General features: G+C 75.3%; 18 protein-coding genes. 4 read left to right on the top strand and 14 right to left on the bottom strand.

Features of this window, described 5'->3' with window-relative positions; genetic code table 11:
• The first annotated feature begins 51 nt into the window (after positions 1-51).
• A complete protein-coding gene (locus tag ACH4OA_RS02220) occupies positions 52-1098 on the top strand; it encodes an amidohydrolase family protein (RefSeq protein WP_397935280.1) in 1047 nt (348 codons plus the stop codon).
• A 45-nt stretch (positions 1099-1143) separates the two neighbouring features.
• On the opposite strand, the gene ACH4OA_RS02225 is transcribed toward ACH4OA_RS02220, so the two are convergent.
• The 11 genes from ACH4OA_RS02225 to ACH4OA_RS02275 form a co-directional block, all read right to left on the bottom strand.
• On the bottom strand, positions 1144-1698 hold the full coding sequence (locus ACH4OA_RS02225) for an SRPBCC domain-containing protein (RefSeq protein ID WP_397935282.1): 555 nt from the start codon (positions 1696-1698) through the stop codon (positions 1144-1146).
• Positions 1699-1743: 45 nt separating this feature from the next.
• Complete coding sequence (locus tag ACH4OA_RS02230; RefSeq protein ID WP_397935283.1) at positions 1744-2550, bottom strand: LytR/AlgR family response regulator transcription factor; 807 nt, start codon at positions 2548-2550, stop codon at positions 1744-1746.
• A 133-nt stretch (positions 2551-2683) separates the two neighbouring features.
• Entirely contained in the window at positions 2684-3553 is an 870-nt protein-coding gene (locus ACH4OA_RS02235) for a carbohydrate ABC transporter permease (protein WP_397935284.1), read from the bottom strand.
• Entirely contained in the window at positions 3550-4509 is a 960-nt protein-coding gene (locus ACH4OA_RS02240; protein ID WP_397935285.1) for a carbohydrate ABC transporter permease, read from the bottom strand. Before ACH4OA_RS02240 ends, ACH4OA_RS02235 begins: the two co-directional genes overlap by 4 nt.
• On the bottom strand, positions 4503-5834 hold the full coding sequence (locus ACH4OA_RS02245; RefSeq protein ID WP_397935286.1) for an ABC transporter substrate-binding protein: 1332 nt from the start codon (positions 5832-5834) through the stop codon (positions 4503-4505). Before ACH4OA_RS02245 ends, ACH4OA_RS02240 begins: the two co-directional genes overlap by 7 nt.
• Positions 5831-6853: a GNAT family N-acetyltransferase gene (locus tag ACH4OA_RS02250; protein ID WP_397935287.1), complete on the bottom strand. Its 1023-nt coding sequence runs from the start codon at positions 6851-6853 to the stop codon at positions 5831-5833. The genes ACH4OA_RS02245 and ACH4OA_RS02250 overlap by 4 nt, the downstream gene beginning before the upstream one ends.
• A gap of 90 nt (positions 6854-6943) precedes the next feature.
• Positions 6944-9313: a glycoside hydrolase family 65 protein gene (locus ACH4OA_RS02255; protein WP_397967196.1), complete on the bottom strand. Its 2370-nt coding sequence runs from the start codon at positions 9311-9313 to the stop codon at positions 6944-6946.
• Position 9314: 1 nt separating this feature from the next.
• Positions 9315-11420 carry a xanthine dehydrogenase family protein molybdopterin-binding subunit gene (locus ACH4OA_RS02260; RefSeq protein ID WP_397967199.1) on the bottom strand — a complete coding sequence of 702 codons (2106 nt, stop codon included), beginning with the start codon at positions 11418-11420 and terminating at the stop codon, positions 9315-9317.
• 20 nt (positions 11421-11440) lie between these two features.
• Positions 11441-12436 carry an FAD binding domain-containing protein gene (locus ACH4OA_RS02265; RefSeq protein WP_397945624.1) on the bottom strand — a complete coding sequence of 332 codons (996 nt, stop codon included), beginning with the start codon at positions 12434-12436 and terminating at the stop codon, positions 11441-11443.
• On the bottom strand, positions 12433-12972 hold the full coding sequence (locus ACH4OA_RS02270) for a 2Fe-2S iron-sulfur cluster-binding protein (protein WP_365881436.1): 540 nt from the start codon (positions 12970-12972) through the stop codon (positions 12433-12435). The genes ACH4OA_RS02265 and ACH4OA_RS02270 overlap by 4 nt, the downstream gene beginning before the upstream one ends.
• Positions 12973-13080: 108 nt before the next feature.
• On the bottom strand, positions 13081-14997 hold the full coding sequence (locus ACH4OA_RS02275) for an ABC transporter ATP-binding protein (protein WP_397967376.1): 1917 nt from the start codon (positions 14995-14997) through the stop codon (positions 13081-13083).
• A gap of 165 nt (positions 14998-15162) precedes the next feature.
• Between ACH4OA_RS02275 and ACH4OA_RS02280 the strand changes: the two genes are divergently transcribed.
• Complete coding sequence (locus ACH4OA_RS02280) at positions 15163-15927, top strand: crotonase/enoyl-CoA hydratase family protein (protein ID WP_397967201.1); 765 nt, start codon at positions 15163-15165, stop codon at positions 15925-15927.
• Between the two features lie 74 nt (positions 15928-16001).
• On the opposite strand, the gene ACH4OA_RS02285 is transcribed toward ACH4OA_RS02280, so the two are convergent.
• Genes ACH4OA_RS02285 through ACH4OA_RS02295 form a run of 3 tightly spaced genes read right to left on the bottom strand, consistent with a single transcriptional unit; the run spans position 16002 to position 20070 of the window.
• Entirely contained in the window at positions 16002-17228 is a 1227-nt protein-coding gene (locus tag ACH4OA_RS02285; RefSeq protein WP_397967204.1) for an NAD(P)/FAD-dependent oxidoreductase, read from the bottom strand.
• Positions 17229-17242: 14 nt separating this feature from the next.
• Positions 17243-18643 carry an FAD-dependent oxidoreductase gene (locus ACH4OA_RS02290; protein WP_397967205.1) on the bottom strand — a complete coding sequence of 467 codons (1401 nt, stop codon included), beginning with the start codon at positions 18641-18643 and terminating at the stop codon, positions 17243-17245.
• The gene (locus ACH4OA_RS02295; protein ID WP_397967208.1) at positions 18640-20070 is read right to left on the bottom strand and encodes an FGGY family carbohydrate kinase; all 1431 of its coding nucleotides are present in this window, start codon (positions 20068-20070) and stop codon (positions 18640-18642) included. Before ACH4OA_RS02295 ends, ACH4OA_RS02290 begins: the two co-directional genes overlap by 4 nt.
• A gap of 259 nt (positions 20071-20329) precedes the next feature.
• Between ACH4OA_RS02295 and ACH4OA_RS02300 the strand changes: the two genes are divergently transcribed.
• Both ACH4OA_RS02300 and ACH4OA_RS02305 read left to right on the top strand, forming a co-directional pair.
• A complete protein-coding gene (locus ACH4OA_RS02300; RefSeq protein WP_365883485.1) occupies positions 20330-21316 on the top strand; it encodes a hypothetical protein in 987 nt (328 codons plus the stop codon).
• A gap of 199 nt (positions 21317-21515) precedes the next feature.
• Positions 21516-23057 (top strand): amino acid permease, encoded by a 1542-nt coding sequence (locus tag ACH4OA_RS02305; protein WP_397935295.1) that lies wholly within the window; start codon positions 21516-21518, stop codon positions 23055-23057.
• The last annotated feature ends 92 nt before the right edge of the window (positions 23058-23149 follow it).

Below are 23149 nucleotides of genomic sequence, written 5' to 3' on the forward strand. Positions count from 1 at the left end.
CCGTCTCATCACCCCGCATCCATCCCCGAGAGAGAGCCAGCAGGTCAGCGCATGCCCACCGCACTACGCCGCATCGACGTCCACCAGCACGTCGTACCGCCCTTCTACCGCGGTCTTCTCGCACAGACGGGCATCGCCGAGGCGGGTGGCCGCGCCCTGCCCGACTGGAGCCCCGAGGCAGCGCTGGAGGCGATGGACCAGTTGGGCACGGACGCGGCGATCGTCTCCGTCTCGACGCCCGCCACCGGCTTCCTCACCGACCCGGCCGAGGCCGCCGGTCTGGCGAGGCGGCTCAACGACTTCTCCGCCGGCCTGGCCGCCGACCACCCCGGCCGCTTCGGCTGGTTCGCCACCCTGCCCATGCCGGACACCGCCGCCGCCGCGCGGGAGGCCGGGCGGGCCCTGACCTCGCTGGGCGCCGACGGGGTCGTCCTGCTCGCCAACACCCAGGGCGTCTATCTCGGCGCGCCCGGCCAGGACGCGCTGTGGCGGTGTCTGGACGAGCGGGGCGCCGTCGTGCTGGTCCATCCGTCCGAACTGCCGGCGCCCGCCGTGAAGGACGTCCCGCCGTTCGCGGCCGACTTCCTGCTCGACACCACCCGCGCCGCCTATCTGCTGGTGCGCAGCGGCATCGTGCGCGCGTACCCGAACATCCGGTTCATCCTGAGCCACGCCGGCGGTTTCGTCCCGTACGCCTCCCACCGCTTGGCCGTCACCATCGCGCACGACACCGGGCGCAGCGTCCTGGACGTGCTGGACGACTTCCGGGCCTTCTACTTCGACACCGCGCTCTCCTCCAGCCCGGCGGCCCTGCCCACCCTGCTGGCCTTCGCCCGGCCCGGGCACGTCCTGTTCGGCAGCGACTGGCCGTTCGCGCCCGCCGGCGCCGGAAAGTACTTCGCCACCGGCCTGGACACCCAGCTGGACCCGGGCACGCTGACCGCGGTCAACCGCACCAACGCCGAAGCGCTCTTCCCCCGGCTGGCCGCCGCGCGCCCCGCGGCCCCGGGCCGTCCGCTCGGCTCGCGCCTGCGGCACTCGGCCCAACGGGCCGCCGCGCGGCTGCTGTTCAGCCTCATGCAGCCCGGCGCCGACTGACGGGCTATACCGGCCGGTCCGCGGGGAGGCCCGGGGGCCGACCGGTCAGCGCCGCAGACCGTGGTAACGGCCGGGATCGACCACCGTGGTCAGGCCGTTGAGCAGCAGGCGGGTGCCACCGCGCAGATGGGCGATGTCGTCGCCGCCGTCCCCGGTGGGCACGAGCCAGGTGTACTGCTCGGTCCAGGTCAGCCGGCAGCCGGCTCCCTCGTCGGTCAGTTCGACGGTGACCAGGGAGATCCAGCGGCGGACGCCGCCGACCTCCGCGGAGTAGGCGAGGACGATCCGGGTGTCCGGGACGATGTCCAGGAAGCGGGAGCGGTAGGCGAGCCGCTCCTCGGTGTCCTCGGAGACGAAGACGTTGCGGGCGCTCTCGCCGCCGCCGACCCGGAAGTCCAGTGCGTGTTCGGCGGTGGCGGACGCGCCGGGCAGCCGGAACCAGCGGCTGCGCAGGTCCGGGTCGGCGAAGCCGCCGAAGACCTCCGCCCGGGTCACCGTGAAGTCGACGGAGACGCTGAACGAGCCGTGCCGTACGGGGGAATCCGGGCCGGCGGGCGGGGAGCCGTCCGGCCCGGCCTGGGTCAGGTCACTGGCGTCCATGCGCCGAACGTAACACGCGCCCGGCCGCGTGCCGGGCGGTCCCGGTCAGCGGTCCCGGGCCGCCGCCCGGCCGGTCAGCAGATCCCGCAGGTCACGGGCGTTGCGGCGGCTCACGGCGAGCACCCGGTCGCCGACGCGGACGGTCAGATTGCCGCCCTCCACCCGGAGTTCCTCGATCCGGCCGAGGGCGACCAGCCGGCTGCGGTGGATCCGCACGAAGCCGTGCGGGCGCCACTGCTCCTCCAGGGTGGACAGCGGGATGCGCACCAGATGGCTGCCCCCGCCGGTGTGCAGCCGCGCGTAGTCGCCCTGTGCCTCGACATGGGTGATGTCGGCCAGCGGCACGAACCGGGTCACCCCGCCCAGTTCCACGGGCACCTGGTCGCCGGCGGCGGGCGCGGCGGGCCCGGGCGGCGCGAGCGCCGCCGGGCGGGGACCCTGGCCGGCCCGGACCAGTTCGGCGACGCGCCGTACGGCCTCGGCGAAGCGTTCCTCGCGCAGCGGCTTGAGCAGGTAGTCGACCGCCTTGAGGTCGAAGGCGCGCACGGCGAAGTCCTCGTAGGCGGTGACGAAGACGATCAGCGGGGGCGCGGCGAGCCCGCCCAGCAGCCGGGCCAGTTCGAGACCGGAGAGACCGGGCATGCCGATGTCGAGGAAGACGACGTCGAAACCGTCCGCGCTCTCCGGGCCGCCGTCCGCCCCGCTCAGCCGGCGCAGCGCCTCGGCGGACTCCACGGCGGGCACGGCGGTGCCGACCCGCGGGTCCTGGTCCAGCAGGTACAGCAGTTCGTCGAGCGCGGGCCGCTCGTCGTCCACGGCCAGGACGCGCAAGGGCTGGTCGGTCACCCGCATGTCCGGCGGCTCCTTCCGTCCTCGGCCGCTCCCCCATGGTGGTCCCGGCCGGCCGCCGCCGTCGAGATCGCGGACGGCGGTGTGTCCCGGCCGTGATGTTCGGCCGTCTCCGCCGCCCTCCGGGCCGCGGCCGCTACTTGAGGCCGCTGAGCATGACACCGCGGACGTAGTGCTTCTGGAGCAGCAGGAAGAGGACCAGGACCGGCAGGACGCTCAGCACCAGGCCGGCCATGACGACGGGCATCGTACGGGCCGGGTCGACATGGTCCTGGAGGAGCTGGATGCCGACCGGCAGCGTCATCACGTCCGGGTTGGCGGTGGAGACGAGCAGCGCCCAGATGTACTCGTTCCAGGCGTCGACGAAGGTCAGCAGTCCCAGGGTCACCAGCACGGGCCTGGTCTGCGGGACCACGATCCGCCACCACAGCGTGAACTCGCCGGCCCCGTCGACGCGCGCGGCCTCCAGCACCTCGTCCGGGACGGAGAGCAGGAACTGGCGGGTCAGGAAGATGCCGAAGCCGTTGACGAGGAACGGCACGGTGAGCGCCACCACGCCGGTGGTCAGGCCCGCGCCGCCGCGCCCGAGCAGGTCGTTGCCGCCGGCCAGCGGCCAGTGCACCAGGATCAGGAAGTGCGGGACGAGGAAGAGGAACGGCGGGAACATCATCGTGGACAGGACGAACCGGAAGAGGAAGTGCCGCCCGGGAAAGCGGAGTTTGGCCAGCGCGTAGCCGGCCAGCGACGAGGTCAGCAGCACCGACGCGGTGATCACGGCGGTGGCGACGGCACTGTTGCGGAAGAGCACCGGCAGGTTCAGCTGGGCCATGGCGGCGCGGTAGTTGGACAGGTCGAACGCCTGCGGCAGGAACCGGTACGGCAGGGTGCCCGCCTCACCCGCGCCCTTGAAGGACGTCATCACCATGTCGGCGAACGGCACCACGGTGAGCACGGCGCCGGTGACGACGACCGCGTACGACAGCCAGGGGAAGCGGCGGCGGTTCACCCGTCCTCCCCGGTGCGCCGGAAAAACCACAACTGGGCCAGCGTGACCAGCAGGACCACGGCGAACAGCACGAACGCGGCGGCGCTCGCCGTGCCCCAGTCGCCGTAGGCGAAGGCCTGCCGGTACATCTCCAGCGCGGCCACGTTCGTCGCGTCGCCCGGCCCGCCCTGGGTCATCACGGTGATCAGCGCGAACGACTGCAGGCCGGTGAGGAACTGGGTGACGCACACGAACAGCAGGGACGGCCGCAGCAGCGGCAGCGTGATCCGCCGGAAGACGGTGGCGGGTCCGGCGCCGTCCAGCGCGGCGGCCTCGTGGTAGGAGGCGGGGATCGACTTCAGGCCGGCGGTCAGGACGAGGACCGCCGAACCGAGCGAGGCCCAGGCCTGGACGACCACGACCGAGGGCAGCGCGGTGTCCGGGTCCTGGAGGAACGCCACCGAGGCGAGCCCGAGGGCGTTGAGGACGCCGTTGGCGAGGCCGCCCGGCTCGTACATGTACTTCCAGACGTTGCCGACGGCGACGACGGTGGTGACGATCGGCAGGAAGTACAGCGTGCGCCACAGCCCCTGGAACCGCAGCCTGTCGATGCAGGCGGCGACGAGCACGGAGCCGGTGAGGGCGAGGGCCACGGTGCCCAGCGCGTACAGCAGCGTGTTGGTGAGGACCGGGGTCAGGAAGGCGGATCCGGCGGCGAAGAGCCGGCCGAAGTTGTCCAGTCCGGCCGGTTCGATGCCGCCGAGGTCGAACCCGGTCCAGTGGGACGTCGACAGCAGCAGCGCGAAGCCGAGCGGCAGGACCAGGAAGACGGCGAAGAACAGCAGCGCCGGGGCCAGGAAGAGGTACGCGACGGCCGTCTGGCGGCGCCGGGCCCGGCCGCGGCGGCGGACGGCGGGCGCGGCGGGCCGCGGGCCGGGCGCCCGGCCGGTCGTCTCCGGCGCCAGGACGTTCACCATGGGCGTGCCACCTCCCGGTCGGCCTGGCGGCGGGTCGTGCGCAGCGCCTCGTCGACCGACCGCCGGCCGGTCCACAGCGCCTCGATGTTCTTGCGCAGCAGGGACTTGGCCTGCTGCGCGCCCGGCACGTTCGGTTCCGGCACCGCGTACGCCAGCGCGTCCAGGAACGGGCGCAGGTTCGGGTCGCCGCCGGTGCCGAGGAGGGCGCGCATGTCGTCGGCGCGGCCGGTCAGGGAGCCGACGGAGACCTGGAGGGCGCTCATCCGGGTCGCCGTGGCACCCCGGCGCGCGGTCACCCTGCCGGTGTTGAGCCAGCGCAGGAACTCCCAGGCCTCACGCGGGTGCGGGCTGGCCGTGTTGACGCCGAGCATGAAGCCGGTGGCGAGGGTGGCGGGCCGGCGGCCCGGCTCGGGCACGGGGACGGGTGCGATGCCGACGTCCCGGTAGCCGGCGCCCATCAGCTCCCGCAGGCTCGCGGTCCACCAGCCGGCGCCGATCACCATGGCGACCCGGCCGGCCGGGAACGCCCGGTAGACGTTGACGGCGGGGGCGCTGGCGCCGCGGGCGACGAGGCGGTGCTCCAGGGTGAGCACGGCGCGGCCGGCCGGCGAGTCGATGGCGGTGCTCCGGCCGTCCGCGGCGACGAACCGGCCGCCGGCGGCGTGCAGCAGGGCGAGCGTCTGGCCGACGGTGGTGGCGTCGTCGTAGGCGGACAGGCCGAAGCCCTGGACCAGCGGGTTGCCGTACCGGTCGCGCCGGGTGGCGCGGTAGGCGGTCTCCTCCAGCTCCCGCCAGGTGCGCGGCGGGCCGTCGGCGCCGGCCTCGCGCAGCAGCCGCTTGCTGTAGTAGAGGGCGTACGTCTGTGCCTCCGTGGGATAGCCGTAGACCGTGCCGTCCACCGAGGCGGCGCCGACCGCGGCCGGGCCGTAGCCGCGCCGGATCTCCTCGGCGTGCTCGGGCGGCGCGGGCCTGAGGACGCCGGCCCGGACGAGCTGGCCGTTCCACAGGCAGTACGGGTGGAGGATGTCGGCGCCCTGGCCGGCGGCCTGCCGGACCATGAGCGTGGTCAGCAGGTCGCCGAACTCGACGGCCGTCGTCCGTACCTTGACCCGGTCGTGGGTGGCGTTCCACTCGTCGACGGGGCCCTGGAGGGCCTGTCGGAGCGTGCCGCTCGCGTAGTGGGAGAGCAGGGTGAGGACGATCGGGTCGCCGGGGCGTCCGGTGCCCCGGTGCGGTCCGGCGCAGCCGGCGGCGAGCAGCGCCGCGGGCAGCGCGAGCGCGAGGTGCCGGCGGCTCGGCCGGCCGGTGCGGGGGGCCGGCGTCACGGGGCGGTCTCCCGGCGCAAGATGCGGAACACCCGGGTGGTGCGGAAGCCGGCCGCGCGGTACAGACGGCCCGCCGGGGACCGTTCGCCGGTCCACAGGAACCAGGCGCAGTGCGCGCCGTGCGCCCGCATCCGCTCCAGGGTGAGGTGGAGCAGGACCGTGCCGAGCCCGGTGCCGCGCATCTCCTCCAGCACGCCGAACGGGCCGAACCGCTCGTCCACCGCCTCGTAGGCGCCGTGCATCGCCCAGCCGGCCAGGCGGCCGGAGGGGTGCCGGGCGAGGACGATCCGGTCGAGCGGGGTGCCGGCGGCCGGACAGGCGCGGATGGCGCGCGCCCAGTCCGGGTCGAAGTGGCGTCCGGCGAAGGCGGCCAGTTCCGCCAGTTCGTCGTCGGCCGGGGTGGTGAACCGGTAGCCGCGCGCGGTGAGTTCCGCGTGGCGGTGGGCGACCTCGTCCGGGAGGCGGTAGCCGACCAGGCCGCGGTCCATCGCCGCCGCCTCGTACCGCGTCCGGAAGCCCAGCGCCTCCAGCAGCCGCGCGGCGTGCGGGTAGGTCTCGGCGTCCAGGCCGGGCAGGACGTAGTGCGGGGTGTACGAGGAGAAGTCGACGCGGGTGCGGCCGTGGCCGTGCAGCCAGTCGAGGGCCTCGGTCAGCAGCCGGCGGCCCAGGCCGTGCCCGCGGGCGGCGGGGTCGACGAAGAAGAACGGGATCCAGCCCTGGTCCGGTTCCAGGTCGGTGCCGGCCAGCGGGACGAGCCGGCGCACCGCGTAGGCCGCGCCGAGGACCCGGTCGCCGGCCACGGCGACCCGCAGCCCGTCCGGGTCGAAGTTGGGGTCGAGCAGCACCAGGGTGCGGAAGCGGCCGGAGCTGAGCGGGTCGGCGGGGGCGCTGCGCCGCCACGCCTCCACCAGCCGTGGTCCGTCGCCCGTGCGGAAGCCGCGGATAGCGGTCCGGGAGCGGGTCGTGGGTCCGGTCGCCGGCGGAAGGTGCCCTGCCCCGGGCCGGTCGTGCTGGCTCATCCTCTGCCCCCGTCTGCCGGTGACCTCTCGAAACGGTGGCTGGAAATCTACTGGTCCGTCCGGGAATGTCGAGCCGGACGCGCCCGGACCTCAGTCCGGCAGCACCAGCCGGGCCGTCTCGCCCGGGGCGACGGGCACCGTCCGGCCGCGCAGCCGGACGTCGATGGGTGACTGGCCGGAGTCCGGTACGGCGATCTCCAGCAGGCCGCTGCGCAGCCGCAGCCGGACGCCCCAGTGGCCGTGGTAGCGGATCGAGAAGCCGTAGGAGGACAGCTCGGGCAGCGGGACCGGGTCCAGGCACAGGCCGCCGCCGCGGGTCTCCAGGCCGGTCAGTCCGCGCTGGACGAGGTCGAGGGTGCCGGCCATCGCGCCGAGGTGGATGCCCTCGCCGGTGGTGCCGCCCTGGAGGTCGGCGATGTCGCCGCGCAGCGCCTCCTGGACGAAGCCCCAGGCGGCGGCGCGGCGGGCGCGGGTCAGGATCCAGCCGTGGACGAGTCCGCTGAGGGTGGAGCCGTGGCTGGTGCGGTGCACGTAGTGGTCGACGGTCGCGGACCAGGTGCGCTCGTCCAGCGGGTGGCCCAGCCGCTGGAACAGGGTGCGCAGTTCGACGGGCGAGAAGAGGTAGCCGAGCATCAGGACGTCGGCCTGCTTGGACGCCTTGTAGCGGTTGACGGTGTCGCCCTCGGCCTCCAGGATGCGGTCCAGGCGCCGGATGTCGTCGTACCGCTTGCGGTAGGCGTCCCAGTCGAGTTCGGCGAGGTCGCCGTAGCCGTCGAACTGGCTGATCACCCCGTCGTGGAAGGGGATGTGCAGGCCGCGGGAGACCTCCTCCCAGCGGGCGGGTTCGTCCTCGGCGAGACCGGAGTACTCGGTGAACTCGCGCCGGCGCGGCTCGGGCAGGGCGGCCAGCAGTTCCAGAGCGCGGGTGAGCACCCAGGCGGCGGTGACGTTGGTGTACGCGTTGTCGTCCAGGCCCGGCCTCAGGGCGCCCGGATAGGCGTCGTGGTATTCGTCGGGGCCGACCACGCCGCGGATCCGGTACCGGCGCAGGCGGTCGTCCCAGGTCGCCGAGTCGGCCCAGAAGCGGGCGATCTGGAGGAGCATCTCGGCGCCCTCGCCGTGCCGGAAGTCGGTGTCGCCGGTCGCCTCGCAGTACTGCCAGACGTTGTACGCCACCGCCGAGCCGACGTGGTGCTGGAGCCGGGAGTGGTCCGGCAGCCAGCGGCCGGAGCGCGGGTTGAGGTGCAGTTGCTGGGTCTCCTCGTGACCGTCGCTGCCGCTCTGCCAGGGGTAGAGCGCGCCGCGCCGGCCGAGGGCGGCGGCGGCGTGGCAGGCGGCGTCCAGCCGGCGGTGGCGGTAGCGGAGCAGGGCCCGGGAGACCTCGGGCAGGTGCAGGTCGAGGTAGGGCAGGACGAAGAGTTCGTCCCAGAAGACATGGCCGCGGTAGGCCTCGCCGTGCAGTCCGCGGGCGGGCACGCCGGCGTCCAGGTCGGCGGTGTGCGGCGAGAGGGTCTGGAGCACGTGGAACAGGTGCAGGCGCAGGATGCTGCCGGCCTCGCCGGGCACGTCGAGCGCGGTGCGCCGCCACAGCTGCTGCCAGGCCGTGCGGTGGCCGTCGAGCAGTTCCTCGAAGGCGGGCGCGGCGCGGGCCCGCTCGACGGCCGCGCACAGCGGGTCGCTGATCGCCGGGTCGCGGGAGGTGTGCAGGGCGACGGTCTTGTCCACGGTGACGGTCCGGCCGGGCGGCAGCCGCAGCCGCAGCCGCTGTACGGCGCGCGGTGGTTCGCCGGCCTGGGTGACGGGTGCCTCGGCGGTCAGCCGGGCGGCCAGGCCGAAGCCGATGTCGGAGGTCCGGGTGCGGCAGCGCAGCCAGACGGTGCCGGGCCCGGCGGTGCCGACGCCGACGCGGGTGAGGTGGCGGCCGTCCAGCTGCCGGTAGCGGGCGACCCCGGAGTTGGTGACGCCGCCGTCGAGCGCGGCCTCCACCTCCAGGTCCAGGGCGCGGCCGTCGGCGGTGAACTCGGTGCGCAGCGCGGCCAGGTGCGGGTCGGCGAGGTGGACCAGCCGCAGTTGCCGGACGAGCAGGCCGGCGTCGGTGCCGAGCGGGTAGCGGGTGCGGCGCTCCAGCAGGCCGGGGTCGAGGTGGAGGACCTGGTGGTGCTCGGTGACGGTGGTGGTGTCCGGGGTGAGCCAGGTGCCGCCGGCCGGCCGGAAGCGCAGGGGCAGCCAGTTGGGCAGGTTGACCATGTCCTCGTTCTCGACCCGGCGTCCGGCGACCTCGGAGGTGAGCCGGTTGTAGCAGCCGGCCGCGTAGGTGCCGGGGTAGTGGACGGCGTCGGCGGTGCACTCGGGCAGCGCGCCGCGGGTGGCGAAGTAGCCGTTGCCGAGGGTGCACAGGGATTCGCGCAGGCGTTCCTCGGCGGGCCGGTAGCCGTCGTACTCCCAGGCGGGTCCGGTCACGTCATGCCTCGGACAGCAGGCCGGCGAGGATCCGGTCGGGGGTGAGGGGCAGTTCGCGGAAGCGGATGCCGGTGGCGTGGTGGACGGCGTTGCCGAGTGCGGCGGCGGTGCCGACGATGCCGATCTCGCCGATGCCCTTGCTGCCCATGGGGTTGAGGTGGGGGTCGTCCTCCTCGATCCAGTCGGCCTCGATGTCGGGGACGTCGGCGTGCACGGGCACGTGGTAGGAGGCGAGGTCGGACTCCGGGAAGTCGCCGAACGCCGGGTCCACGGTGCTGTGTTCGGTCAGGGCCATGCCGAGGCCCATGACGATGGCGCCGGTGAACTGGGAGCGCGCGGTGCGGGCGTTGAGGATGCGGCCGGCGGCGAACACGCCGAGCAGCCGGCGCACCCGGATCTCGCCGGTGACGGTGTCGACGGCGACCTCGGCGAAGTGGGCGCCGAACGCGTGCCGGGCGTAGGGGCTGTCGGCGTCGGCCTCGCCGGTGGTGTCCGCGCGGGCCTCGATCCCGCCGGCGGGCAGCGGTCCGGGGTGGGCGGCCAGCCGGGCCGCCAGGTCGGCGCAGGCCGCGTGGACGGCCCAGCCCCAGGAGGCGGTGCCCATGGAGCCGCCGGCCAGCGGGGCCGGGGGCAGGCCGGTGTGGCCGACCTCGGTGCGCACCCGGTCCAGGGGCACGCCGAGGGCGTCGGCGGCGACCTGGGCGAGGACGGTACGGGCGCCGGTGCCGATGTCGGTGGCGTTGATCTTGATGGTGAAGGTGCCGTCGGGCAGGGCGCGGGCGGCGGCCGTGGACGGGGACGCCTGGCTGGGGTAGGTCGCGGCGGCGACGCCGGTGCCGAGCAGCCACGGGCCGTCGCGGCGGACGCCGGGGCGCGGGTCGCGGCCGGCCCAGCCGAAGCGGCGGGCGCCCTCGCGCAGGCACTCCACGACGTGCCGGCTGCTGAAGGGTTTGCCGCTGCCGGGCTCGCGCTCGGGTTCGTTGCGCACGCGCAGGTCGATTGGGTCGGTGCCGAGCGCGTGGGCGAGTTCGTCCACGGCGGACTCCAGGGCGTACATGCCGGGTGCCTCGCCGGGCGCGCGCATCCAGGACGGGCTGGGCACGTCGAGCGGGACCACCCGGTGGGTGCTGAGCAGGGCGGGCGTGGCGTACATGACGCGGGAGACCGCCCCGGCCTGTTCCACGAACTCCCGTACCCGCGAGGTGTGCGCGGTGACCTCGTGCAGCAGGGCGGTGAGCCGGCCGTCCGGGCCGGCGCCGAGCCGCATCCGCTGCACGGTGGGCGCGCGGTGGCCGACCGTGGCGGGCAGGTGGCGGCGGGGACAGGTCACGGTGACGGGACGGCCGGTGTGCCGGGCGGCCAGCGCGGCGAGGACGACGTCGGGGCGCGGGGTGCCCTTGGAGCCGAAGCCGCCGCCGACGTGCTCGGCGACGACGGTGACGTCCTCCTCGGGCAGCCGGAACAGTCCGGCGAGCACGGACCGCACGGCGGTGCCGCCCTGGCTGGAGGTGTACACGGTGAGCCGGTCACCGTCCCAGTGGGCGGTGCTGGCGTGCGGCTCCATGGGGTGGTTGTGCAGCGGCGGTGTCCGGTAGGTGACGTCGACGCGGACCTCGGCGGCGGCGAAGGCGGCCTCGGGGTCGCCGTGCTCCAGCCGGCCCGGCCCGCTGGTCACCTCCTCGGGCGTGTAAGCGTCCGGGTGATCCTCGGCGAGACGGGTGTCGTGGGGTGCGCCGGCGTACTCGACCCGGACGGCCCGGGCGGCGGCGCGGGCGGTCTCCAGGGTCTCGGCGACGGCGAGGGCCACGTACCAGCCGCGGTGCGGCACGTGGGGGCCGCGCAGTACGCCGAGCGTGCCGTCCTCGGGTTCGCCGAGCCCGGCCGCGGCGCCGGGGGTGAGGACGGCGAGGACGCCGGGCAGGGCGAGGGCGGCGGAGGTGTCGACGCCGGTGACCCGGCCGTGGGCGATCGCTGCGGGCACGGGCCAGGCGTGGGCGCGGCCGGGCAGGTGGTGCTCGGCGGCGTAGCGGGCGGTGCCGGTGACCTTCTGGCGTCCTTCGCGGCGCTCGGCGGGAGCGCCCAGGGCAGTGCCCGTCGTGCCGGTCATAAGGGTCCTCCTGTGTCGGCTCAGGCCGCCGCCGGGGCCGGGGCGAGACGGCTCAGGACGTCCAGGGCGAGGTTGCGGGCGAGGGAGACCTTGAAGGCGTTGTCGCGCAGCGGCTCGGCGTGGGCGAGTTCCAGCGCGACGGCTCCTTCGAAGGCGGCGGGCGTGGCGGGGGCGCCCAGCAGGGCCAGCTCGGTGTGCCGGGCCCGCCAGGGCCGGTGGGCGAGCCCGCCGAAGGCCACGCGCGCCTGCTCGACCACGCCGTCCACGACCCGCAGGGCGATGGCGACGGAGGCGAGGGCGAAGGCGTACGACGCCCGGTCGCGGGCCTTGCGGTAGGCGGACGGGACACCGGCGGTGGCGGCCGGCAGCAGCACGCCGGTGATCAGTTCGCCGGGGCGGATCCAGGTGTCGCGTTCGGGGTGCTCGCCGGGCAGCCGGTAGAAGTCGGCGACCGGCAGGCGCCGGGTGCCCTCGGTGCCGTACAGCTCGACCTCGGCGTCCAGGGCGGCGAGGGCGACGGCCATGTCGGAAGGGTGGGTGGCGATGCAGTGGGCGGAGTGGCCGAGGACGGCGTGGTCGCGGTGGACGCCGTCCCGGGCGCCGCAGCCGCTGCCCGGCTCCCGTTTGTTGCAGGGTTTGTCCAGGTCCTGGAAGTAGGGGCAGCGGGTGCGCTGGAGCAGGTTGCCGCCGGTGGTGGCGGCGTTGCGCAGCTGGCCGGAGGCGCCGGCGAGGAGGGCCTGGGACAGGGCCGGCCAGCGCACGCGGACGCGCGGGTCGGCGGCGAGGTCGCTGTTGCGGACGGTGGCGCCGATCCGCAGGGAGCCGTCGGGCAGCTCGGTGACGGCGTCCAGCGGCAGCCGGCCGACGTCGACCAGGACGGTGGGCCGCTCCACGCCGAGTTTCAGCAGGTCGACGAGGTTGGTGCCGCCGGCCAGATAGCGGGCGCCGGGGTGGGCGGCGTACGCCTCGACGGCCTCCTGGACGCTTTTGGGCCGCAGGTATCCGAAGCCGTTCACTCGATCACGTCCTCGATCGCCTCGACGATGCGCGGGTAGGCGCCGCAGCGGCACAGGTTGCCGCTCATCCGCTCGCGGATCTCGGCCCGGTCCAGCGGGACGGGCCGGCCGGCGGGGGCGGCCGGGCCGGTGACGTGGGAGGGGTGGCCTGCGGCGGCCTCGGCGAGCATGCCGAGGGCGGAGCAGAGCTGGCCGGGCGTGCAGTAGCCGCACTGGAAGGCGTCGCGGTCCAGGAAGGCCCGTTGCAGCGGGTGCGGTTCCTCGCCGTCGCCGCCCAGGCCCTCGACGGTGGTGACCTCGCTGCCGTCCAGGGCGACCGCGAGCAGCAGACAGCTGTTGAGGCGGCGGCCGTCGACCAGCACGGTGCAGGCACCGCACTGGCCGTGGTCGCAGCCCTTCTTGGAGCCGGTGAGGTCCAGGTCCTCACGCAGCAGGTCCAGCAGGACGCGCCGGTGGTCGACGCGCAGGGTGTGGGGTTTGCCGTTGACCCGGAGGGTGACCTCCGAGTCGTGGCCGGGCTGGGATGCGCTGGTCATGGCCGGGATGACCTTCCGGAAGGACGGACTGCCGTCCCCACCGCGTATCCAGCTCACCCCCGGCTCACACCTGTGCGCGGCCATCCGGTGCACCGCCGGGCACCCCGGTCAGCGGTGGCCGGCCGCCGGCACCTGCGGGTCCGCCTCCGCCGGTGCCGGGGACGCCTCGGCCGGCCGGGTGAACCGGCTGCGGTGCAGCTCGGCGTACCGGCCCCGGGCGGCCAGCAGTTCGTCGTGGGTGCCGCGTTCCACGATCCGGCCGGACTCCACGACCAGGATCTGGTCGGCGGCGCGGACGGTGGACAGCCGGTGGGCGATGACCAGGGCGGTACGGCCCTCCAGCGCCTCGGTGAGCGCCTCCTGGACGGCCGCCTCGGAGGTGTTGTCCAGGTGGGCGGTGGCCTCGTCCAGGATGACCACCCGCTGCCGGGCCAGCAGCAGCCGGGCGATGGTCATGCGCTGGCGTTCGCCGCCGGACAGCCGGTAGCCGCGCTCGCCGACGACCGTGTCCAGGCCGTCGGGCAGGGACCGTACGACGTCGGCGAGGCGGGCCCGGCCGAGGGCGTCCCACAGCGCGTCGTCGTCCGCGTCGGGGCGGGCCAGCAGCAGGTTGGCGCGGACGGTGTCGTGGAAGAGGTGGCCGTCCTGGGTGACCATGCCGAGAGTGGCCCGCACGGAGGAGGCGGTCAGGTCGCGGACGTCGACGCCGCCGATCCGGACCGCGCCCGCGTCCACGTCGTACAGGCGGGGCAGGAGCTGGGCGATGGTGGACTTGCCGGCGCCGGAGGAGCCGACGAGGGCGATGGTCTGGCCGGGTTCGGCGCGGAAGGAGACGCCGTGCAGCACCTCGGTGCCGCCGCGGGTGTCGAGCGCGGCGACCTCCTCCAGGGAGGCGAGGGAGACCTGGTCGGCGGACGGGTAGGCGAAGCGGACGCTGTCGAACTCGACGGCGACCGGTCCCTCGGGCACCTCGCGGGCGTCCGGCTTCTCCTGGACGAGCGGCTCGAGGTCGAGCACCTCGAAGACCCGCTCGAAGCTGACGAGCGCGCTCATCACCTCCACCCGGGCGCCGGCGAGCGCGGTCAGCGGGGCGTACAGCCGGGTCAGCAGCAGGGCGAGGGAGACGACCGCGCCGGGCTCCAGGGTGCCGCGCAGCGCGAACCAGCCGCCGAGGCCGTAGACGAGGGCCAGGGCGAGGGCGGAGACGAGGGTGAGGGAGGTGATGAAGACGGACTGGGCGGTGGCGGTGCGCACGCCGATGTCGCGGACCCGGGCGGCGCGGGCCGCGAACTGGGCCGACTCCTCCTCGGGGCGTCCGAACAGTTTGACCAGGGTGGCGCCGGGCGCGGAGAACCGCTCGGTCATCCGGGTGCCCATGGCCGCGTTCAGCTCCGCCGCCTCGCGCTGCATACGGGCCATCCGGCTGCCCATGCGGCGGGCGGGCAGCACGAACACCGGGAGCAGGACCAGCGCGAGCAGGGTGATCTGCCAGGACAGGGTGAGCATGACGGCGAGGGTGAGCAGCAGCGTGACCAGGTTGCTGACGACGCCGGACAGGGTGTTGGCGAAGGCCCGCTGGGCGCCGATCACGTCGTTGTTGAGACGGCTGACCAGCGCGCCCGTACGGGTACGTGTGAAGAACGCGACCGGCATGCGCTGCACATGATCGAACACAGCCGTTCTGAGGTCGAGGATGAGTCCCTCCCCGAGCGTCGCCGAGAGCCGCCGGCCGAGGATGCCGAGGGCCGCCTCGGCGAGCGCCACCAGCGCGATGAGCAGGGCCAGCCGGACCACGGTGCCGGAGGGGCGCCCCGCCACGATCGCGTCGACGACGCGTCCGGCGAGGACGGGGGTCGCGACCGCGAGCAGCGCGGTCACCACCCCGATCAGGACGAACCGGACGATGCCGGCGCGGTGCGGGCGGGCGAAGGCGGCGATGCGGCGCAGCGTGGCGCGGGCGAACGGACGGCGCTCGGACTGCGCCGTCATCACGCTGTGCAGCTGGGTCCAGGCCGTGGTTTCCATGCTCATGCTGTCGAACCTAGGACCTCAAGCATCGTTGAGGTCAAGGTCCGCGGCATTTCACCCGCGCCGCGGACGGCCGGACGGCTCCGGAGGCACTGGTGCGGCGGGCGGTCGTCTGCGGGACAGTGGGGTCGTCGAGTCGCCGTACGGGAGGGAGCACCCATCGTGCCGGTCCGCGTGGAACGCGAGGAGTACGTCACCACGGTCGTCCTGTCCCGGCCGGCCGCCCGCAACGCGGTGGACGGTCCGACGGCCGTCGAACTGGCCGCCGCCTTCCGGGAGTTCGAGGCCGATGACGGTGCCCGGGTGGCGGTGCTGTGGGGCGAGGGCGGCACGTTCTGCGCGGGCGCGGACCTGAAGGCGATCGGCACGGAGCGCGGCAACCGGGTGGCGGCGGACGGGGACGGGCCGATGGGTCCGACGCGGATGCGGCTGTCCAAGCCGGTGATCGCCGCGGTGGCCGGGCACGCGGTCGCGGGCGGTCTGGAACTGGCCCTGTGGTGCGATCTGCGCGTCGCGGAGGAGGACGCGGTGTTCGGTGTGTTCTGCCGCCGCTGGGGCGTGCCCCTGATCGACGGCGGCACGGTACGGCTGCCCCGGCTGATCGGCACCGGCCGGGCGCTGGACCTGATCCTCACCGGCCGCCCGGTCCCGGCCCGCGAGGCCCTGGACATGGGGCTGGTCAGCCGGGTGGTGCCCACCGGGCGGGCGCGCGCCGAGGCCGAGGCCCTGGCGGCGGCCGTCGCCCGGTTCCCGCAGGCGTGCCTGCGCGCCGACCGGGCGTCCGTCCTGGACCAGGAGGGGCTGGACGAGGAGTCGGCGCTGCGCCGCGAACTGCGCTACGGCGGGGGCGTGCTGGCCCAGGGCGCCGAGGGCGCCGCGCGGTTCGCGGCCGGGGCCGGGCGGCACGGCTCGTTCACCGGTTTCTGACCCGCGCCCGGCCGGTGGTCACTCGGTGGCGGCACGGCTCGTTCACCGGTCCCTGAGCCGCGCCCGGCCGGTGGTCACTCGGTGGCGACCCGGATCTCGCCGCCGCCGGGGTCGACGCGGCCGTGCCAGCGGGTGCCGAGGGTCAGGGTGCGTCCGGGCAGGGCGGTGGCGGGGCCGAGCCGCTCCCGGTGCAGCAGGCGGCCGTCCTGGCGGACGTACAGGACCGGGCGGGGCAACGGGGTGCCGGTGCGCAGCACGTGGCGGTCGGGCCGGGCGGCGGCCTGGACGCGGTTCGGGGCGATCCAGCGCAGCGGCGCCGCCACGGTGACGGGCACGCCGGGGTCCGGCCAGGGCGCGCCGGCCAGGAAGTCCAGCACGGCGCGGCCGGCCCGGGCGCCCTCGCGGGCCGCGGTGCCGGCCTCCTCCACGGCGTGCAGCAGGTTGCCGGCGGCGAAGACGCCGGGCCGCGAGGTGTGCGCGGAGCCGCCGACGGCGGGGCCGCGGGTGCCGGGGTCGAGGAGGATGCCGCCGCGCCGGGCGAGTTCGTGCTCGGGGAGGAAGTCACCGGTGAACACCACGGTGTCGCAGGGCAGTACGGCCGTGCGGCCGTCCCGGTGGCGGACGCGGACGCCGGACAGCCGTCCGCGGCCGAGGAGTTCGGTGACCGTGGTGCCGGTGAGCAGCGGGATGCCATGGCCCAGCCGGGCCCTCTGGACCCGCGCGCGGCCGGCCTGGGCGCGCGGGTGCTCGGTGACCAGGGCGACGACCTCGGCGCCGGCCGCGCGGACGGTGGCGGCCGCCGCGTAGGAGACGCCCTCGGCGCCGGCCACGACCGCGCGGGTGCCGATGTGCTGCCCGAACAGGTGGACGGCCTGCTGGAGTTCGCCGGTGGTGTAGACGCCGGCGGGGCGGGTGCCGGGCACCAGGCGGGCGGTGCGCGGGCGTTCGCGGGCGCCGGTGGCCAGGACGACCGCCCGGGCCTCGATCGTCTCCGGCCCGCCGGGGCCGACGGCGGTGAGCACGGGTGCGTCCGCCGCCCAGTCCAGGGCCGTCACCCCGGTGCGGAGCGTGGCGCCGGCCCGCTCGGCGGCCCGGGTGAGCAGCCGGGCGTAGCCGGGGCCGGTGAGCGGCCGGGTCCAGGTGCCGAAGCCGCCGTGGGCGCAGTGCCGGGGCACGCCGCCGGGCTGCGTCTCGCGCTCCAGCACCTCCACGCGCCCGGCCCCGGCGGCGGCCAGCCGCGCGGCGGCGGCGAGGCCGGCGGGGCCGGCGCCGACCACGAGGACGTCGACCCGGCGCGGCACGGCCCGCTCCCCCGTCACGACCGGCCCCGCTCGAACAGCTCCCGTACCGCGGCTCCGCAGTAGAAGCCCTGGCAGCGGCCGGCCCGGGCGCGGGTGCGGCGGCGCAGGCCCTCCAGGCTGCGCGGCGGGACCGTGCCGGCGAGGGCGTCGCGGATCTCGCCGCGGGAGACGCGCTCGCAGTGGCAGACGAGGGTGCCGTAGGCGGGGTCGGCGGCGATCAGGTCGGCCCGCTGGTAGGGGCGGGGGAAGGCCTCGCCGAGGTTGGGCATGGTCACCGGTTCGGGTTCGCGCACCGGGCCGGGGTCGAGGCCGGCGTCGGCGAGCAGGGCGGTGACGTGGGCGGCGATGGCCATGGAGGCGGTCAGTCCGGTGGAGCGGATGCCGCCGACGGTGACGTAGGCCTGCGCGGGGTGGGCGGTGATGCGGTAGTCCTCCCGGCCGGTGGCCGCGCGCAGCCCGGCGTAGACGGCGGTGACCTCCTCCTCCACCAGGGCGGGCAGGATGCGCCGGCCCTGGTCGCGCAGCCCGGCCAGCGCCTCGGCGGTGGACTCGGTGGCGCGTTTGTCGCGCAGGTCCTCGGCGGTGGGGCCGAGCAGGACGTTGCCGTAGACGGTGGGCGCGACCAGGACGCCCTTGCCGAGGGCGGTCGGCACGGGCAGCAGGATGTGCCGGACCAGCGAGCGGGCCGGCTTGTCGTAGACCAGGAGCTGGCCGCGGCGCGGGGTGACGGTGAAGTCCTCGTGGCCGAGCGCGCGGTCCAGGGTGTCGGCGTGCAGTCCGGCCGCGTTGACCAGGTGGCGGGCGCGCAGGGTGCCCCGGCTGGTGGTCAGCAGGTGTCCGTCCGCCCGGGTCGCCTTCTCCACGGCCGCGTTCAGATGCAGGTCGGTGCCGGCCCGGACCGCCTGGGTGGCGTAGGCCAGGGTGGTGGTCCAGGGGCAGATGACGCTCTCGCCGGGCACGTGCAGGGCGCCGAGCGCGCCGGGGCCGAGCTGCGGCTCGCGGGCGTACAGCTCCGCGCGGCCCAGCAGGGCGGTGTCGTGGCAGCCGTTGTGCCCGGCCTTGGCGGCCAGGCGGGGCAGCGCGGCGAGCTGTTCCTCGTCCCAGGCGACGAGCAGGGCGCCGACGCGTTCGACGGGGATGCCGCTTGCGGCGGCGTAGGCGCCGAGCCGGGCGTGTCCCTCGCGGACCAGCAGGGCTTCCAGGGTGCCCGGCGAGGCGTCGAAACCGGTGTGCAGGATCGCGGTGTTGGCCTTGGAGGTGCCCTGGCCGACGTCGTCCTGGGCCTCGACCAGGGCGACGCGCAGCCGGGGGTGGCGGGCGAGTTCGCGGGCGATGGCGCAGCCGACGACGCCGGCGCCGACGATCGCCACGTCGTACACCGTGCGCGGCAGCGGCCCGGCCGCGGTGACGGTCACGGGCGGAGGAGGGCCGCGACGGCGGCGCGGAAGCCGGCCCGGCGTTCGGCGGCCTGGCCGGCCGGCATGCGCGGCTCGTACACGGCGGCGGGTTTCCAGTCGGGCAGGACGTCCTCGACGCTCAGTCCGGGCTCCGCGCCGAGCCGGGCGAGCGCGGCGGCGCCGAGCGCGGTGGCGTCGGGCAGCGCGGACACCTCCACCGGGCGTTGCAGCAGGTCGGCCTGGGTCTGCAAAAGGAGCGCGGAGCGGGTGAGGCCGCCGTCGACGCGGAGCGTGTCCAGCGGTGCGCCCAGGTCGGCTGCGGCGGCCTCGGCGAGTTCGGCGACCTGGGCGGCGATGCCCTCGCACAGGGCGCGCACCAGGTGTCCGGCCGTGGTGTCCAGGCCCAGGCCGGTCAGCGAGCCGCGCAGGTCACCGCGCCACCAGGGCGCGGCCAGTCCGGCGAGGGCGGGGACGAAGGTGACGCCGCCGCTGTCCGGGACGGCGCCGCCCACGGGGTCGAGGTCGGCGGCGGAGGAGAGGACCCCGAGGCCGGTGAGCCAGTGGACGGCGGAGGCGGCCGTGTAGACCTGGCCGTCCAGGCAGTAGCCGGTGTGCCCGCCGAGCCGCCAGGCCACGCAGCTGACCAGGCCGGAATCGCCGCGCCGGGGCGTGTCGCCGGTGTGCGCGAGCAGGAACGCGCCGGTGCCGTAAGTGCACTTGACGGCGCCGGGCCCGGTGATCCGCTGGGCGAGGAGGGCGGCCTGCTGGTCCACGATCAGCCCGGTGAGCGGGATTTCGGGCCCGAACGCCGTGGTGGTGCCCACCGGCTGGGCGTTGTCCGTGATCTCCGGCAGGCGTTCGCCGGCCAGGCCGTACAGCTCGAGGGCGCGCGGGGACCACGCGGCGCGGTCCAGGTCGAGGAGCTGGGTGCGGCCCGCGGTGGCGGCGTCGGTGGCGTAGACGCCGGTGAGGCGGTGGACCAGCCAGGCGTCGGAGGTGGTGACGACGCCCTCGCGGGTGAGGTGGCGGCGGATCCAGGCCATCTTGGGCGCCGCGAAGTACGGATCGAGGGGCAGGCCGGTGAGGTGCCGCAGCTCCTCGGCGTGGCCGGCGAGGTCCGCGCAGACGGTGGCGGCCCGCCGGTCCTGCCAGACCAGGGCGTCGGTGAGCGGGCGGCCGGTGGCCGGGTCCCAGGCGAGGACGGTCTCGCCCTGGTTGGCGAGGCCGAGCGCGACGACGTCCTCGCCGGCCTCGGCGAGCGCGCGCCGGCCGGCGTCGACCACCGAGTCGTACAGCTCGGCCGGGTCCACCTCGACCAGGCCGCCGGGCAGATGGCGGGGGCGGACCGGGGCGAAGCCGGTGCCGAGGACGCCGCGCCCGGGGCAGACGACGAGCGCCTTGGTGCCCGAAGTGCCCTGGTCGACGGCGAGCACCGGCCCCGTCATCGCGCGTCCCGCGCCTCGGACCTGAAGATCACCGCGCCAGCCTGCCGCCGTACCGGGCCCGGCGTCAAGGCGCCCCTGGAAGCGCGCGCGTCAACTGGCGTGGCGGGATGGTTCACTTGGCAACGATGGTACGCCGCAACGTCCGCCTCTATAGTGACCGCCGACCACCCGAGATCGCTCCGACACCGCCCAGGGGAGGGCTGTTGCCACATCACCCCGCCACCTCGCCCGTGCCCCGGCGGCGGGGGGCCGGCGGCTGATGGCCAGAGACGGCACCCGCCTCTCCTACGACCCCGCCGGTCCCGACCACGCGCTGCGCGCCGCCCTCCAGGACCTGCGCACCGGCCGCTGGATGGCCATGCGCACCCTGCTCGCGGAAACCGGGCAGTGGTGGCAGTGGACCCAGCGCACCCAGATCCTGGCGACGGCCGCGGCCGGCACCGACGTGGTGCGGGCCTGGCTCACCGAGGAACCGGACAGCGTGCACGCGGCGGTGATGCAGGCCCGGGTCGGTGTGGAGCGGGCGCTGCGGGCCCGGCGCGAGCGGCACCGCCGTACCCACGAGCTGTGGATCGAGGCGTGGGACACCGCCCAGTCGGCCACCACGGTCGCCCCGCGCGACCCGGTGCCCTGGGTGTGCCTGCTGGCGCTGGCCCAGCTCGATCCGGAGCAGCGCTGGGAGGAGCACCGGACCGCCCCGCCGGAACCGATGCTGCCGCCGGGCCCGTGGGGACTGCTGGCCGAGGCCGGCCGGCGCGACCCGTTCAACCGCGAGGCGCACCACCGGATGCTCCAGTTCCTGTACGCGCGCGGCGGTTCGGGACGGCTCGCGGAGGCCGCCGGGTTCGCGCAGTGGGCCGCCGGCCAGGCCCCGTCCGGCTCGGCGCTGCACGTGCTGCCGCTGTACGTCCGGGTCGAGCGCTACCGCCGGGACAGCGGGCAGGACGCGGCGCTCGACCTGCACTGGGTGGCGGAGGAGGCGGCCCGGGAGGCGCGGCGGGCGCTGCACTCCTGGTTCGAGCCGGCGCCGCCCGCCGAGCGCGCGCTGCCGGACCTGAACCACCTGGCGCACGCGCTGTGGGGGTCGCTCCAGTTCCCGGAGGCGGCCCGGGTGTTCGACGCGATCGGCCCGTACTTCACGCCGCCGCCCTGGATGTACCGCACCCGGGACCGGGACCGCGCGGTGGAGGTCTTCGCGCAGGCCCGGGACCGCTGCCGGGCCGCCGCGGACCGCCCACGCCCCTGACCGCCGGCCGGCACCCGGCCGGCCCCCGCCGCACCACCCCGCACACCCCGCCGCACCACCCCGCCGCGTCACCCCGCACCACACCCCGCAACGCTCCTCCGCACCACCTCTCGACGCTCCTCCGCACCACCTCTGAACGTCCCGTTCGACCACCGCTGAACGTCCCGTTCGGCCACTGTTGATCTCCGGAGGTCCCCGCGTGTCCCCCATCCCCGACCCCTCGTCCGCCCCGTCGTCCCCCGGGCTGCCCCAGCAGGACGAGGAGCAGCGCCTGCGCGAACTCGGCTACAAACCGGTGCTGGCCCGCCGCATGGGCGGCTTCGGCAACTTCGCGATCAGCTTCTCCGTGATCTCGATCCTGTCCGGCTGCATGACCCTGTACGGCTTCGGCCTGAACACCGGCGGCCCGGCCGTGATGCTGTGGGGCTGGGCGGGCGTCGGCCTGTTCGTGCTGTGCGTCGGCCTCGCGCTCGCCGAGGTCACCAGCGCCTATCCGACCTCGGGCGCCCTGTACTACATGGCCGACCGGCTGGGCGGCCGGCGCTGGGGCTGGTACACCGGCTGGCTGAACCTGCTCGGCCTGCTCGGCGCGATCGCCGGCATCGACTACGGCGCCGCCCTGTTCGCCGGCGCGTTCGCCAACCTCCAGTGGGGCTTCACGCCCACACCCGGCAAGACCATGCTCATCTTCTGCGCCATCCTGCTGCTGCACGCGGTGCTGAACCTGTTCGGCGTGCGCCTGGTCAGCCTGCTGAACTCGGTCAGCGTGTGGTGGCACCTGGCGGGCGTCGCGCTGATCGTCGGCGCGCTGGCGATCGTCCCCGACCACCACCAGTCGCCGTCCTTCGTGTTCACGGAGTTCGTCAACGAGACCGGCTGGGACAACCCGCTGTACGTGGCGGCGGTCGGCCTGCTGCTCGCCCAGTACACCTTCTCCGGCTACGACGCCTCCGCCCACCTGTCGGAGGAGACCTCCCACGCCTCGGTGGCCGCCTCCCGCGGTATCGTCCGCGCCATCTGGGTGTCCTGGCTCGCGGGCTTCGTGCTGCTGGCCGGTCTCACCTTCGCCATCCAGGACTACGACGGCACGCGCACCACGGCCACCGGTGTGCCGCCCGCCCAGATCATGCTCGACGGCCTCGGCACCGACGGCGCGAGCGCGCTGCTCCTGGTCGTCATCGTCGCCCAGCTGTTCTGCGGGAACGCCGAGGTCGCCGCGGCCAGCCGGATGGTGTTCGCGTTCAGCCGGGACGGGGCGCTGCCCGGTTCCCACCTGTGGCGCAAGGTGAGCGGGCGCACCCAGACCCCGGTCGCCGCCGTCTGGCTGTCCGTGGGCGTGGCCTGCGTCCTGGCGCTGCCGTCGCTGTACTCGGCGACGGCGTACAACGCGGTCACCGCCATCAACGTCATCGGCATCACGCCGGCCTACGCCATCCCCGTCTACCTGCGGCTGCGCGCCGGCGACCGGTTCCGGCCGGGGCCGTGGCAGCTCGGCCGGTGGAGCAAGCCGGTCGGCTGGATCGCGGTCGTGTGGGTGGCGTGCGTGACCGTCCTGTTCTGCCTGCCGCAGTCCTCGCCGGTCACGGCCGAGACGATGAACTACGCCTCCGTCGCCCTCGCCGTGGTCCTGGTCCTCGCCAGCGTCTGGTGGTACGTCGCCCGCCGGTCGTACGGCACGCCCGCCTCCGCGGCCTACGGCAGCGACCGTGACCAGGAGGAATTCGCGGAGGGCATCGTCTGAGCCGGCCGTCCGGCGAGCGCCGCCTCCGGTTCGGACAGGCGTGCCGGATACGGCAGGATGAACGAGCGCGCCGGTTCCCGGAGTTCCTCCGG

Origin of the sequence: Streptomyces sp. NPDC017095, assembly GCF_044332325.1 — a bacterium.
Taxonomy (GTDB): domain Bacteria; phylum Actinomycetota; class Actinomycetes; order Streptomycetales; family Streptomycetaceae; genus Streptomyces.